Origin of the sequence: Micromonospora sp. M71_S20, assembly GCF_003664255.1 — a bacterium.
In the GTDB taxonomy this organism is placed as follows: domain Bacteria; phylum Actinomycetota; class Actinomycetes; order Mycobacteriales; family Micromonosporaceae; genus Micromonospora.
Genome location: NZ_RCCV01000002.1, coordinates 47874 through 61595 on the forward strand (window position 1 = coordinate 47874; position 13722 = coordinate 61595).

The 13722-nt window shown below is 73.0% G+C and carries 13 protein-coding genes and 1 pseudogene; 6 read left to right on the forward strand and 8 right to left on the reverse strand.

Annotated features, from left to right (window positions below; all coding sequences use genetic code 11):
* Positions 1-8: 8 nt before the first annotated feature.
* From DER29_RS20980 to DER29_RS20990, 3 genes are read right to left on the reverse strand one after another with little or no spacing between them, the layout of a single operon-like run.
* Positions 9-1346, reverse strand: coding sequence for an NAD(P)/FAD-dependent oxidoreductase (locus tag DER29_RS20980; RefSeq protein WP_121399413.1), 1338 nt, complete (start codon positions 1344-1346; stop codon positions 9-11).
* On the reverse strand, positions 1343-2650 hold the full coding sequence (gene kynU, locus DER29_RS20985; protein ID WP_121399414.1) for a kynureninase: 1308 nt from the start codon (positions 2648-2650) through the stop codon (positions 1343-1345). Before kynU ends, DER29_RS20980 begins: the two co-directional genes overlap by 4 nt.
* Positions 2651-2670: 20 nt before the next feature.
* Positions 2671-3570, reverse strand: coding sequence for a tryptophan 2,3-dioxygenase (locus DER29_RS20990; RefSeq protein WP_121399415.1), 900 nt, complete (start codon positions 3568-3570; stop codon positions 2671-2673).
* 180 nt (positions 3571-3750) lie between these two features.
* Between DER29_RS20990 and DER29_RS20995 the strand changes: the two genes are divergently transcribed.
* From DER29_RS20995 to DER29_RS21005, 3 genes are all read left to right on the forward strand, one after another.
* The gene (locus tag DER29_RS20995) at positions 3751-4206 is read left to right on the forward strand and encodes an Lrp/AsnC family transcriptional regulator (protein ID WP_121399416.1); all 456 of its coding nucleotides are present in this window, start codon (positions 3751-3753) and stop codon (positions 4204-4206) included.
* Positions 4207-4295: 89 nt separating this feature from the next.
* Positions 4296-4814, forward strand: a complete 519-nt coding sequence (locus DER29_RS21000; protein ID WP_121399417.1) for a hypothetical protein — start codon at positions 4296-4298, stop codon at positions 4812-4814.
* Between the two features lie 12 nt (positions 4815-4826).
* Entirely contained in the window at positions 4827-5678 is an 852-nt protein-coding gene (locus tag DER29_RS21005) for a class F sortase (RefSeq protein ID WP_121399418.1), read from the forward strand.
* A gap of 49 nt (positions 5679-5727) precedes the next feature.
* Here the strand turns inward: DER29_RS21005 and DER29_RS21010 are convergent, their stop codons facing one another.
* Entirely contained in the window at positions 5728-6261 is a 534-nt protein-coding gene (locus tag DER29_RS21010; protein WP_121400084.1) for an HNH endonuclease, read from the reverse strand.
* A gap of 297 nt (positions 6262-6558) precedes the next feature.
* Between DER29_RS21010 and DER29_RS21015 the strand changes: the two genes are divergently transcribed.
* The 3 genes and pseudogenes from DER29_RS21015 to DER29_RS21025 all read left to right on the forward strand — a co-directional run bounded on the left by DER29_RS21015 (position 6559) and on the right by DER29_RS21025 (position 9755).
* Entirely contained in the window at positions 6559-7611 is a 1053-nt protein-coding gene (locus DER29_RS21015) for a mechanosensitive ion channel family protein (RefSeq protein ID WP_370040361.1), read from the forward strand.
* 229 nt (positions 7612-7840) lie between these two features.
* Positions 7841-9268: an MFS transporter gene (locus DER29_RS21020; protein WP_121399419.1), complete on the forward strand. Its 1428-nt coding sequence runs from the start codon at positions 7841-7843 to the stop codon at positions 9266-9268.
* A pseudogene (locus tag DER29_RS21025) lies at positions 9265-9755 on the forward strand (globin). Before DER29_RS21020 ends, DER29_RS21025 begins: the two are co-directional and overlap by 4 nt.
* A gap of 88 nt (positions 9756-9843) precedes the next feature.
* Here DER29_RS21025 and DER29_RS21030 read toward each other — a convergent pair.
* The 4 genes from DER29_RS21030 to ettA form a co-directional block, all read right to left on the reverse strand.
* Entirely contained in the window at positions 9844-10431 is a 588-nt protein-coding gene (locus DER29_RS21030; RefSeq protein WP_121399421.1) for a YbjN domain-containing protein, read from the reverse strand.
* 149 nt (positions 10432-10580) lie between these two features.
* Positions 10581-11285, reverse strand: coding sequence for a hypothetical protein (locus DER29_RS21035; RefSeq protein WP_121400086.1), 705 nt, complete (start codon positions 11283-11285; stop codon positions 10581-10583).
* Between the two features lie 17 nt (positions 11286-11302).
* Positions 11303-11749 (reverse strand): thioesterase family protein, encoded by a 447-nt coding sequence (locus tag DER29_RS21040; protein WP_121399422.1) that lies wholly within the window; start codon positions 11747-11749, stop codon positions 11303-11305.
* 1 nt (position 11750) lies between these two features.
* A complete protein-coding gene (gene ettA / locus DER29_RS21045) occupies positions 11751-13427 on the reverse strand; it encodes an energy-dependent translational throttle protein EttA (RefSeq protein ID WP_121399423.1) in 1677 nt (558 codons plus the stop codon).
* Between the last annotated feature and the right edge of the window lie 295 nt (positions 13428-13722).

Below are 13722 nucleotides of genomic sequence, written 5' to 3' on the forward strand. Positions count from 1 at the left end.
GGTCACTGTCATCGACGCCTCCCTCGGCTGATCGTGAGGCCGACCGCGCCGGCGAGCAGCGCCGCCGCCCCGGCGGCCACCGCCCCGAGCACCCGGTGCTGCCGGCGGACCCGGCGACGCACCTCCGCGTACGGGGTGGTCGAGAAGGACACCAGCTCGTAGCGGGAGACGTACCGGCCCGGCAGCACCCGCTCCAGCGCGTGCTCGACCTTCCGGCCGGCCTGGAACAGCGGCGAGGCGACCTTGTCCCGCATCTCCACGAAGTTCGCCAGCGCCATCTGCGCGATCGCCTCGGCGTTCTCCTGCCGCCGCTGCTGGAACAGCGGCAGCGCGTCCGACCAGTCGTCGGCGCACTCGTCCAGGCAGCGGTCCAGCTCGACCACGTCCTCGAAGGCGCAGTTCGCGCCCTGGCCGTAGAACGGGACGATGGCGTGTGCCGCGTCGCCGAGCAGGCCGACCCTCCCGTACGCCTGCCAGGGGGTGCAGCGGACGGTGCCGAGCACGCCCACCGGGTTGTGCTGGTAGTCGTCGACGAGGCCCGGGGCGAGCGGCGGCAGGTCCGGGTAGTGCTCGGCGAAGTGCCGCTCGATGGCCGCCGGGCTGCCCAGCGAGGCGAAGCTGGCGGTGCCGTGGGTGGGCCAGAAGAGCGTGCAGGTGAACGAGCGGTCCGGGTTCGGCAGCGCGATCATCATCGAGGTGCCGCGCGGCCAGATGTGCAGCGCCTCCGGGTCGAGGGCGAAATCCCCGCCCACCGGCGGGATTGTCAGCTCCTTGTAGCCGTAGTCGAGGAAGTCCACGCTCTCGGTCAGCAGCCCGTACGCCAGCAGCTGCCCGCGCACCGCCGAGCCGGCGCCGTCGGTGCCGAGGACGACCGACGCGGTGGCCGCGACCGTGCCCTGCGGGGTCTCGAAGGTCATCTCGCCGCTGGTCGGATCGAGCCCGACGAGCCGGTGGTCGAAGGCGACCCGCACCCCGGGCAGGCTGGTGGCCGCGTCGAGCAGGGCGTTGTTCAGCGCGCCCCGGCTGATCGAGTTGATCGCCCGGTCGCCGGAGGCGCTGTACGACTGGAACTGCGCCTCGCCGTCGACGGGGTGGATCATCCGGCCGTGCATCGGCAGCCCGTCCGCCAGCACCTGCTCGTCCAGGCCGATGCGGCGCAGCGCGTCCAGGCCCCGCTCGGAGAGCGCCAGGTTGATGGAGCGTCCCCGCTCCACCGTGCCGGTACGCGGGTCGGGTCGCCGCTCGTAGAGCGCCACCGGGTAGCCGCGCCGGGCCAGGAAGCAGGCCAGCAGGCAGCCGGCCAGGCCCGCGCCGACCACCGCGATCTCGTTCCGCTCGTCGGTCATGAGTTCACCTCCACCGTGGCGGCCAGCGCGTCGGCGGCCCGCCAGCAGTCGTGGAACGTGGAATAGAGCGGCACCGGGGCGAACCGGATGATGTCCGGCTCCCGGGCGTCGGCGATCACGCCGTGCTCGTGCCGCAGCCGCTTGGCCAGCCCGGCCGCGCTGCCCGCGCCGATGCGCACCGAGAGCTGGCAGCCGCGCCGCTCCGGCTCGCGCGGGGTGACCACGGTCAGCGGACGGTTCGCGGTCACCTCGTCCAGCAGCCCCGCCAGGTAGCCGGTGAGCCGGAGGCTGCGCTCGCGCAGCGCGGGCATCCCGACGGCGTCGAAGAGTTCCAGCGAGGTCCGCACCGGGCCCATCGCGAAGATCGGCGGGTTGGAGATCTGCCAGGCCTCCACGGTGGCCGGCGGCCGGGAGACGGGGGTCATCTCGAACCGGGTGGCCGCCTCGGTGCTCCACCAGCCCTCGAAGCGGGGCAGGTCCGGGTCGCCGAGGTGCCGCTCGTGCACGAAGACGCCGGCCAGCGCGCCGGGCCCGGAGTTCAGGTACTTGTAGGAGCACCAGGCCGCGAAGTCGACGTCCCAGTCGTGCAGGGCCAGCGGGACGTTGCCGGCGGCGTGCGCCAGGTCCCAACCGACCACGGCCCCCGCCGCGCGGCCGGCGGCGGTGATCGTCGGGATGTCCATCAGCTCGCCGGTGAGGTAGTTGACCCCGCCGAGCAGCAGCAGCGCCACCGTGTCGCCCTCGGCGGCCAGATAGGCGGTCACGTCCTCGGTGCGCAGGGTGTCCTCGCCCGCGCGCGGGCGCAGCCGGACGACATTGGTGTCCGGGTCCAGGCCGTGGAAGCGGGCCTGGCTGCGCACGGCGTAGCTGTCCGAGGGGAAGGCGCTGTCCTCGATGACGATCCTGGTGCGCGCCCCCGCCGGCCGGTAGAAGCTGACCATCAGCAGGTGCAGGTTGACGGTGAGGGAGTTCATCACCACGACCTCCGCCGGGGCGGCGCCGACCAGTCGCGCGGCCGGCGCCGTCAGCAGCTCGTGGTACGGCAGCCAGGGGCGTTCCGCCTCCAGGTGCCCCTCGACCCCGAGCCGGCGCCACGCGTCCAGGTCGGCGAGGAGTTCCTCGCGGGTGGCCCGCGGTTGCAGGCCCAGGGAGTTGCCGGCCAGGTACGCGGCGTCGCGGAAGCGCCCGCCGTCGGCCGGCGGCACGTGGAACAGGTGGCGGTGCCCGGGATGGGCGGCGTCGAGGCGGCGCGCCTCGGCCTCACCGGCGGCGAAGCTGGACGAATCAGATGTGGGGGTGGTCATGGGGTCGTCTCGCTCTCGGGTCACATCGCTGTCCGGGCCGACCACAGCTCGGGGAAGACCACCCGGGCCATGCTGCGCTGCAACCACGCCAGTCCGGCGGAGCCACCGCTGCCGACCTTGGCGCCCATTGTCCGCTGCACCGCCTTGACGTGGTGCTGCCGCCAGTCGCCGAACTGCTCGGCCACCTCGGTGAGCGCCTCGCCCAGCATCCGCAGGTGGTTCTCCGGCCCGGGCTCGGCGTAGATCCGCACCCAGGCGTCCTCCACGGCGGCGTGCGGCTGGTGCTCGGCGGCGAACTCCCGGTCGAGCAGGTCGGCCGGCAGGTCGTGGCCCTGCCGGGCCAGCAGGGCGAGCACGTCGTCCCAGAGGCTCGGTGCCGCCAGGGTGGCGCGCAGCTCGGCGTAGACGTCGGTCTGCCGCCGGAACGGCCGGATCAGCGTCTCGTCGCGGAGGCCGAGCAGGAACTCCAGGTGGCGGTACATCGCCGACTGGAAGCCGGAGCCCTCGCCCAGCAGGTTGCGGAACCGGTTGAAGTCGGCGGGGGTCATCCAGCGCAGCCCGTTCCAGGCCGCGTTCAGCCCCTCCAGATGCAGCGCGGCGCGGCGCAGCGGGGCCAGCGCGTCCCACACCCGGTCGGCCCGCAGCAGCCGCTGCGTCTCGCGCAGCTCGTGGCAGGTCAGCCCGAAGTACAGCTCCATGATCTGGCTGACCATCAGGAAGGACATCTCACCCGGGTCGTCACTCAGCGGCTGTTGCAGTTGGTGCAGCGTGCTGGCGTGCACGTACGCGTCGTACGGCACCCGCTCGGCGAACTCCAGCGTCGGCTCGCCGCCGTTGCGGGCGGCGCGGGCCGCGCGCTGCCGCGGGGTCGCCGGGCGCACCGCCGCCTTGGCGGGTACGCGCACGTCCGTCTGCTTCACCGGTGGCCTCCCTCTGCTTCGTCACCCCGGGACGGCCGACGGTCGGCCGTTTTCGGGATGCCGACATGATCTCTCGGCGGAACCCCCGGATGGAATGCCGGATCAACGGCGCTCACCCCGTCTGACCTGCGACGCAGAAGGCATGAGCCTGATTCGGCTTCGAGAAAGTAAGGTCGCCTCATGGACGACATGGACTGGGCGCTGCTGCGGGAACTGCAGGCCGACGCGCGCCTCTCCTTCAGCGAGCTCTCCCGGCGGGTGCACCTGTCGCCGCCGGCCGTGGCCGAGCGCGTGCGCCGGCTGGAGGAGTCCGGGGTGATCACCGGCTACCACGCCCACGTCGACCTGACCCGGGCCGGCCGCACCGTGGTCGCGCTGATCCGGATGTCCTGTTACGGGGCGCGGTGCATCCTGCACGACCCGGCCGTGGCGGGCTGGCCCGAGATCCTGGAGATCCACCGCATCACCGGCGACGCGTGCAGCATGCTGAAGGTGGCCGCCGGGTCGATCGACGACTTCGAGGGCGTCATCGACCGACTCGCCCCGTACGGCCAGCCGTCCAGCACGATGGTCCTCTCCACCCCCCTGGCGTGGCAGCCCGTCACCCCGCTGCCCCCCGCCGACCGGCAGCGCTGACCCGCCCCTGGTTTGCCCCCCGGCCAGCGGGAAAGCAGGCCCTGTTGCCCGGGGGAGGATTCCGGTGATCGTCACCGGAAGGGGGGATCATGCCGGTGCTCACAGCGTTCCAACGTGCCCTGACCCGCGCTCTGACCGTCTTGGGGCTGGTCGCGGCTTTCGTCCTGACGACCGTCGCACCCGCGTGGGCGGGTGAGAACACATTCGTCGAGGTGGTGCCCAACAGCGCGCAGGCCGGCACCCGGGTCAGCATCCGGGCCGGTTGCGACAACGCCAACAACCGCCAGGCCGACGTGCACTCCGATGCCTTCGGCCGGGTGATGCTGCGGCCGGACAACGGCTTCCTGACCGGCCAGGTCACCATTCCGGGCAGCAAGGAGCCCGGCGACTACCCGGTCGACCTGCGCTGCGACAACGGCAAGACCGCGACCACCACGCTCACGGTGCTGAACATGGAGCAGCCCAGCAAGGGCCCGGCGACCGGGGGCGGCGGCACCGCCGCCTCGGGCACCGGCTCGATGCTGATGATCGGCGGCCTCGCGGTCGTGGCCCTGGCCGTGGGCTTCGGCTTCTTCGGCAACCGCCGCCGGACCGGGTCCGGTTCCTGACCCGCCGTCGCCATGGCCGGCTCCCAGAGGCGTACCAGGCGATCGGATCCGGGCCGGGTCCGGGCGACCACCCGGCGGGCGCTGCGGGCGTCCCGCCGGGCGGCGGCCGCGACCGCCCGTCGGCTGCGCCGGGTGGCCGGGGAGGCGGTGTCGGCGAGCGTCGCCACCACCGATCCGACCGCCGGCCCGCTGCCCGCCCGACCCCGGTACCGCCGGATCCCGGCCGGCCGCGGCCGGTGGGCCGCCGGCCGGGGGCCCGGCCTGCCGGTCCTTGTGATCGGGACGCTGATGGCGCTGATCATCACGATGCTCGGCGTGGAGCGGATCGCCGGCGTGAGCGTGCTGCCGGAGCGGTTCCTCGCGGGGCTGCGACCCGCGCCGAAGAAGTTCCCGGTGCTGCCCGCGAGCCGGCCCGTCGGCATCGAGATCGACCCGATCGACGTCCGGGCGCCCGTGCACGGCGTCGGCATCGCCCCGGACGGCAGCATCGCGGTGCCGGACGCCGCCCGCGCCCAGGAGGCCGGCTGGTACGACCAGGGCCCGACCCCCGGGCAGTACGGCCCCTCGGTGATCGTCGGGCACGTCGACACCAGCACCGGGCCGGCGGTCTTCCACAAGCTGCGGGACCTGCAGGACGGAGACCGGATCGAGGTCGCCCGGCAGGACCGGTCGGTGGCCGTCTTCGAGGTGGACTCCGTCGAGCGCTTCGACAAGGACCGGCTGCCGGTGGACGAGGTCTTCGGGGACTTCAGCCGCCCCCGGCTGCGCCTGATCACCTGCGGCGGGCGCTGGGTGGGCGGGGAGACCGGGTACGCCGACAACGTGGTGGTGTTCGCGTCGCTGGTCCGGGCCCGCACGACGTGACCGGGCCCCGACGCCGCCCGCGGGCCGAGTTCCCCGGCGCGGGCGACGGTCAGGCCGCCTCGGACTCGCGCAGGTCGAGCCAGTCGGCCCAGCGGGGATCCGGCGCCCGGTGGCCGAGCACCCGCCAGGCGGTGCCCTTCGGGGCCGCCGGCAGCGCGTGCAGCCGCCAGCCCAGCTCGGCCGGCGTCTTGTCGCCTTTGGTGTGGTTGCACCGGGCGCAGGCCGCCACGACGTTCTCCCAGGCGTGCCGGCCGCCCCGGCTGCGCGGGAAGACGTGGTCGATGGTCTCGGCGGGGCCCCGGCAGTAGGCGCAACGCCAGCCGTCCCGGGCGAAGATGCCGCGGCGGGAGAGCCCGACGTGGGCGCGGTAGGGCACCCGTACGAAGCGGGTGAGCCGGACGACCGACGGCACCGGCAGCGCGTCGCGGGCGCTGTGCAGGATGCCGTCGCCGTCGGCGACGCAGACCGCCTTGGCGGAGAGCACGAGAATGGCGGCACGACGCACCGACACGACGCACAGCGGCTCGTAGGTGGCGTTGAGGACCAGCGCACCGGAGCCCACCGTGGGTCGTATGTCAGGCATCGCGTTCACCCTCCCGGTTCAGCGGCCCCTGCTCGCCACCGCCGACCGGAAACGGGCACGGCGACCCACCACGGCCGACGCCGGCCGGATCACCGACGTCCGTGCGCCCATCGTCCCTGATCGGACCCCGGATTGCACGTACTAATCCGGGGTCCCTCCGGAAGCGATCCCCGCGCGTGTCAAGATGACCGGTTCGCCCGCGTCCCGCACGGCGCCGTGGCCCCGGGACGCCGGGGCGGGGTCACGCCGCGGAGGGTCGGCGGGATCCGGCCCCGCCTGGTGGGGTACGAAGACAGCGTGACCGTTGTCAGCCTGACGCCGCCCGCCCTGCCCGCCGTCGAGGCGCCGGACCCGGCTCCGTCGCCGACCTGCCTGGACGACGCCCTCTGCAAGAGCGTCTACGACATGACCGGCTCGGTGTGGTTCGCCGAGGGCAGCTACTGGATCCTGCTCAAGCCGCTGCGGATAGCGCTGATCCTGCTGCTGGCGGTCGCCGCCCGGTGGCTGGTGCACCGCACGATCCGCCGGCTGGTGCGCACCACCACCGACGCGGGCGTGCCGACCATGCTGCGCCCGCTGCGCGAGCGGATCCCCACCGCCTCCGTCGAGCCGGGCGAGTTCGTTCCGGAGCGCCGCCGGCAGCGGGCCGAGGCGATCGGTTCGGTGCTGCGCAGCCTGAGCACCGCGTTCATCTTCGGCATCGCGCTGTTGATGATCCTCAAGGAGTTCAGCTTCGACCTGGCCCCGCTGCTGGCCAGCGCCGGCATCGCGGGCGTGGCCCTCGGCTTCGGCGCGCAGAGCCTGGTCAAGGACCTGATCGCCGGCCTGTTCATGCTGATCGAGGACCAGTACGGCGTCGGCGACACCGTGGACCTCGGCGAGGCGACCGGCGTGGTGGAGTCGGTCGGGCTGCGGGTCACCACCGTCCGCGACGGGCGGGGTGTGCTCTGGTACATCCGCAACGGCGAGATCGTCCGGGTGGGCAACAAGAGCCAGGGTTGGGCCCTGGTGGTGGTCGACCTGCCGATCGGCTTCGCCGGCACGGAGGAGGCCACGGCCGTGCTGCGGACCGCCGCCGCCTCGGTGGCGATCGACCCCGACCTGGCGCCGGAGATCGTCGAGGCCCCGGAGGTGCTGGGCGTCGAGCAGATGACGGTCGACGGCGCGGTCATCCGTACGGTGGTCAAGACGACGGCGGACGGGCAGTTCGCCGTCGGCCGGGAGCTGCGTCGCCGGCTCGCCGAGGCGTTGGAGAACTCCGGCATCACCGCGAAGATCGCCGCCGCCCGGTTCTACCCGGGCATGCCGGTGCGCACCCCCGGCGAGACCGGGCAGGGTGGCGCCACCTGAGGCACCGGAACGCCGGGCGGCGGGGGTCGCGAGCCGGGTGGCCCCTCGGGTATCGTCCGTTCGTTCAGTCGGAGATGCGACGATCTACCCCTTCGCCCTAGCCACTCGTCGGACGATCGGGCAAAATCCGGTGCACGCGCTCCCCCGGAGCGTGATCACGTCCTCGCTGATCCGTAGATCTGACGACGGTTCCCGGGCCGTCCATCACGAGTGGCCCGCCAGGGGAACGATGGAGGCGACGGTGCCTGACGAGCGACCCTCCCCGGAAGGGCCGGCAACCTTCCGCGAGGTGTTCGCCAATCGCGAATACGGCGCCGTCTTCACGGCGAGCGCGCTCTCCTGGATCGGCGACTACATCGCCAAGGCCGCGGTCACCCTGCTGGTCTACGAGGAGACCCGGTCGGTCGCGCTCTCGGCCGCCGCCTTCGCGGTGAGCTACCTGCCCTGGCTCGTCGGCGGCCCCCTGCTCGCCACGCTCGCGGAACGGCACCGCTACCGGCAGGTCATGGTGGTCTGCGACCTCGTCCGGATGGTGCTGATGGTGTGCATCGCCATCCCCGGCATGCCGGTCCCGATGATCCTGGCCCTGCTCTTCGCCACCACGCTGGCCAATCCACCGAGCCAGGCCGCCAAGTCGGCGCTGATCCCCCTGATCCTCACCGGGGACCGCCTGGTGGTCGGGCTGTCGATGATCAGCAGCGTCGGCCAGGCCGCCCAGGTCGTCGGCTACCTGGCGGGCGCGGCCATCGCCGCGTTCAACCCGACCACCGCGCTCCTGGTGAACGCGGCGACCTTCGCCCTGTCGGCCGCGCTGGTCCGCTTCGGCGTGGCCGACCGACCGACGGCGATGACCGCCGCGCACCGCAGCCACCTGCTGCGGGAGACCGCGCAGGGCTTCCAGATCGTGTTCGGCACACCGGTGCTGCGGGCCATCGCCGTGCTGGTCTTCGCCGCCATGCTCTTCTCCGTGGTGCCGGAGGGCCTCGCCGCCGCCTGGGCGAGCGAGCACGCCGGCCAGCTGGACGCCGGCGCCGCCCAGGCGATCATCATGGCGGCGAACCCCGTCGGCTTCATCCTCGGCGGCCTCATCGTCAGCCGGGCATTCGGGCCGGACCGCCGGCTGAGCCTGATGCGGCCGTTGGCGGTGCTCTCCCCGCTGGCCCTGGTGCCCGCCCTGCTCGACCCGCCGCCGCTGGTGGTGGCGCTGCTCGCCGCCGCCTGCGGGTTCGCCGTCGCCGGCATGCTGCCGGTGGCCAACGGGCTCTTCGTCCGGGCGCTGCCCGACGGCTTCCGGGCCCGCGCCTTCGGCGTGATGGCGACCGGCGTCCAGGTCATCCAGGGCCTGGCCGTCCTGGTCACCGGGCTGCTGGCCGAGCGATACTCCATCCCGCTCGTGGTCGGGGTGTGGAGCGCCGTCGGGGTGCTGCTGATGACGCTCGCCGCCCTGCGCTGGCCGAGCCGGTCGGCGATCGACGCGGCCATCGAGGCGGCCCAGCAGGCGGGCGGAGCGGCCCAGCAGGCGGGCGCGGTGGCCCCCCGGCAGGCGGACGGGGCGACCGGTCCCGCCACGCCGGCGGGCGCGCAGGAGCGGTCCGGCGGGCCGGCGGACCGCTGGGCGGTCGCCCCGGCGAAGCGGGACAGCGGCGGCACACGGTGACCCGACCCACAGCCGGCACCCCCCGGTCGCCCGACGCGGCACCTGGCAGGATGGAACGGTGAATGCCGCAGGTGAGTCCGACCGTCCCGGTGCGTCGATGACCCTCTTCGAAGCGGTCGGCGGCGAGCCCACTTTCCGCAAGCTGGTGGACGAGTTCTACGCCGGGGTCGCCGACGACCCGCTGCTGCGTCCCATGTATCCCGAGGAGGACCTGGGCCCGGCCGCTGACCGGTTGACCCTGTTCCTCATGCAGTACTGGGGCGGCCCCAACACGTACTCGGCGCAACGGGGGCACCCGCGGCTGCGGATGCGCCACGCGCCGTACCGGATCGGCGCCGCCGAGCGGGACGCGTGGCTGCTCCACATGCGCCGCGCCGTGGACCGCCTCGACCTGCCACCGGAGATCGCCACCGCGCTGTGGGACTACCTGGAGCGGGCCGCCTACTTCATGGTCAACGCGATGGAGGACCCGGCCGGGCCGGCCTGACCCGGCAGGCCGTCGGGCGGCCCGGCGGATGCCAGGCGGCCCGACGGCGTCGGACGGGTACCGGATCGCCCGGCGGGCGTCCGGCGGCTCAGAGCAGGGCGCCCTCGTCGTGCAGCCAGTCCACGAAGCTGGTGGCGACCGCCGCGCCGCAGTCGAGCATCTCGACCAGCAGCGCGTCGTGTGCCCCGGCGCCGAAGGGCACCTGCAACTCCGCGTAGATCGGCAACTGGCCGCGCTCGGTCGGGTCTCCGACATAGGCCTTGCAGAAGCGGCGGGTGTGGTTCCACTCGTTGACCACGCGGTAGGCGCGGTCGGCCCAGTCCGGCGGCACCGTCGCGTGTGGACGGGCCCGCATCACCAGGATCTCGTCCTCCGGACCCTCCAGTGTGACCAGCACGGCGTGCCGCTCCCACATGGCCAGCAGGTTGCCGTCGCCGTCGGCCAGGTAGCGCACGTCGAGCCTGTCGAGTGCGTCGCATACCCGGCGCAGGGTTACCGGTTCGACCGTGGCGGACATGTCCGCGATCACGGCTCGCTCCGTCGGCGGGCAGTCGTCTGCCGGCTGACGGGGGGTCGGTGGTCCGACCCGGACGGTGCTCTCCACTGTGATCCCGCTCCGCCTTTCCGAGTCGCCGCCGCCGTTGGCGGGACCGGGGCGCCATGACCACCACGGCATCGCTCGCGCACCTCACTCCCCAGCGGATCCAGTCGCCTACGGTGCGTTGGATCCGAGGATGGACGGTACCCGGACAGCCGGGTTGAAGCACCCCCCCAACGGCAGCCCCAGGACAGAAGAATGACGGCGGGTCATCCGAACGGATGACCTCAGACGGGCCGCACGGCAAGATCGGTGGCCTTCTGCGACCAGATCGCTCCGTACGGTCCCACCAGGCCGACCCATCGGCCGACCGTGCGCACCTGGACGTCGCCCCCGCCGACCGTCCCGGCGGACCCCTCGGCGGACCCCAGGAAGCCCATCCGGACCAACCCCTGGACCATCCGCTGGGTCACCTCGACCGGCTCGCCGGGCGGGTCCTCCGGGGTGACCACCACGGGCACGTGGTCGAGCAGCGCGTCCCGCAGCGCCCGCTGCCCGACCGCACGCCCGCCGACGCCGTGGGTGCTGGCGTCCCGCAGGGCTCCCGCCGCCGCCGCAGCGATCCGCCGCAGCTCCGCGCCCGGCAGCGTCTCCACGCGGCGGCTCGCCGTGGGCGGCAGCGGCCACCGCCACCGCTCGTCCCGCCGCGTCGGCAGGGTTGCGCCGCCCGCCGCCAACTCGGCCAGCAACTCGCCGGCTGCGACCGTGGCGTCGCCGGGGCCCTCGCCGGCCACCGTGCGCACGACCAGCACGCCCCACGGCAGACGCCCCCAGAGGGCCGTACGGCCCGTCGCGCCGGCCGACCTGAGCCGGACCGGCGCGCCGCCGTCCAGCCGGACGAGGCGGGCCAGGAAGGCCTCCGCGTCGGCCGCGTCGACGATCCCGTGCCCGCCGGCGACCGTTCCGCCGCCACCGGCCCCCGCCGGGGCCACCGGCCCGTCGGCCGCCGTCACGCCACCGGCCCCTGCGGCGCGTACGTGAGCAGGAACGTCCGCTCCTCCGGGGTGATCCGCCGGGGCCGCTGCCGGGTCAGGTCGAACGGCACCAGCACCGAACGGGCGCGGCTGGCCAGCACCTCGCCGTCGAAGAGTTCGTAGGCGACGGTGAACGACGCGCCTCGGATCTCCTCCACCCACAGCTCGATGCGCACGGTGGGGGCGGCCTCGGCGGTGGCCCGGCCGAGTGCGTACTCGACCGGGCGCAGGTAGTCGATCTCGTGCCGACTGATCACGACGCCGTCGGCGAACGAGCCCACTCCCCACGCCCGGCCGCCGGCGAACATCAACGCCACCCGCGCCTCCTCGTAGAGGGTGAGGAAGCGCGAGTTGTTGATGTGGCCGTACGCGTCGAGGTCGGACCACCGCAGGGTGCAGTGGTAGACGAAACGGTCCGCCACGTCAGTCGCGGGTCAGCTTGCGGTAGGTCACCCGGTGCGGGCGGGCCGCCTCCGCGCCGAGCCGGTCGACCTTGTTCTTCTCGTACGCCTCGAAGTTGCCCTCGAACCAGAACCACTTCGCCGGGTTCTCGTCGTCGCCCTCCCAGGCCAGGATGTGCGTGGCGACCCGGTCGAGGAACATCCGGTCGTGGGAGATGACCACGGCGCAGCCGGGGAACTCCAGCAGCGCGTTCTCCAGGCTGGAGAGGGTCTCCACGTCGAGGTCGTTGGTCGGCTCGTCGAGCAGGATCACGTTGCCGCCGATCTTCAGCGTCAGCGCGAGGTTGAGCCGGTTGCGCTCGCCGCCGGAGAGCACCTTGGTCGGCTTCTGCTGGTCCGGCCCCTTGAACCCGAACGCGGCGATGTACGCCCGCGACGGCATCTCGACCTTGCCGACCATCAGGTGGTCGAGCCCGTCGGAGACGACCTCCCAGACCGTCTTGTCCCCGGCCAGGCCCTGCCGGTTCTGGTCGACGTACGACAGCGAGACCGTCTCGCCGACCCGGACGTCGCCGCTCGTCGGCTGCTCCAGCCCGACGATGGTCTTGAACAGGGTGGTCTTGCCGACGCCGTTCGGGCCGATGATGCCGACGATGCCGTTGCGGGGCAGCGAGAAGGACAGGTTGTCGATGAGCACCCGGTCGCCGAAGCCCTTGGTCAGGCCGTGCGCCTCGATCACCGTGTTGCCCAGGCGGGGGCCCGGCGGGATCTGGATCTCCTCGAAGTCCAGCTTGCGGGTCTTCTCCGCCTCGGTGGCCATCTCCTCGTAGCGGTCGAGGCGGGCCTTGGACTTGGTCTGCCGCGCCTTGGCGTTGGAGCGGACCCACTCCAGTTCCTCGGTGAGGCGCTTCTTCATCTTGGCGTCGCGGCGGCCCTCGACGGCCAGCCGGGCGGCCTTCTTCTCCAGGTAGGTGGAGTAGTTGCCCTCGTAGCCGACGGCCCGGCCGCGGTCCAGCTCCAGAATCCAGCCGGCCACGTTGTCCAGGAAGTACCGGTCGTGGGTGATCGCCATGACGGTGCCCGCGTACTTGGCCAGGTGCTGCTCCAGCCAGGAGACGCTCTCCGCGTCCAGGTGGTTGGTGGGCTCGTCGAGCAGCAGCAGGTCGGGGGCCTCCAGCAGCAGCTTGCACAGCGCGACCCGGCGCCGCTCGCCCCCGGAGAGCTGGGTGACGTCGGCGTCCGGGGGCGGGCAGCGCAGCGCGTCCATCGCCAGTTCGAGCTTGGAGTCGATGTCCCACGCGTCGGCGTGGTCCAGCTCCTCCTGGAGCTTGCCCATCTCCTCCATCAGCTCGTCGGAGTAGTCGGTCGCCATCTGCTCGGCGATCTTGTTGAACCGCTCCAGCTTGGCCTTGGTCTCGGCGACCGCCTCCTCGACGTTGCCGAGCACGGTCTTGGCGTCGTTGAGCGGGGGCTCCTGGGCGAGCAGGCCGACGGTGTAGCCGGGCATCAGCCGGGCCTCGCCGTTGCTCGGCCGGTCCAGGCCTGCCATGATCTTGAGGAGGCTGGACTTACCGGCGCCGTTCGGGCCGACCACACCGATCTTGGCCCCCGGGAGGAAGCTCAGCGTCACGTTGTCGAGCACGACCTTGTCGCCGTGCGCCTTGCGCGCCTTTTCCAGGACGTAGATGTACTGGGCCACGGTGCGGGCTACCTCCGTAGGTTGCGACTGGGTCGGCGGGCGCGGGCGCGGGCTGCGACCTCCGCCCGCCGCCGCCGGCCGGTGGCCGGCCGCACGCACGCCATCGTCAATCCTGACAGGTACGCGCCGTCGCGCCCACATCACCCCGCCCCCGACGCTCCGGACGCGTCGCACCACCCCTGCTTCCGAGCAGGGGTATCGACAAGATCACCCCAAGGGTTGGACCATCGTGGGAAGGGTAGGTGACTCCGGCACGGGGCCCCAGAAGCCGCAGCTACGCTCAGTACGCTCATTC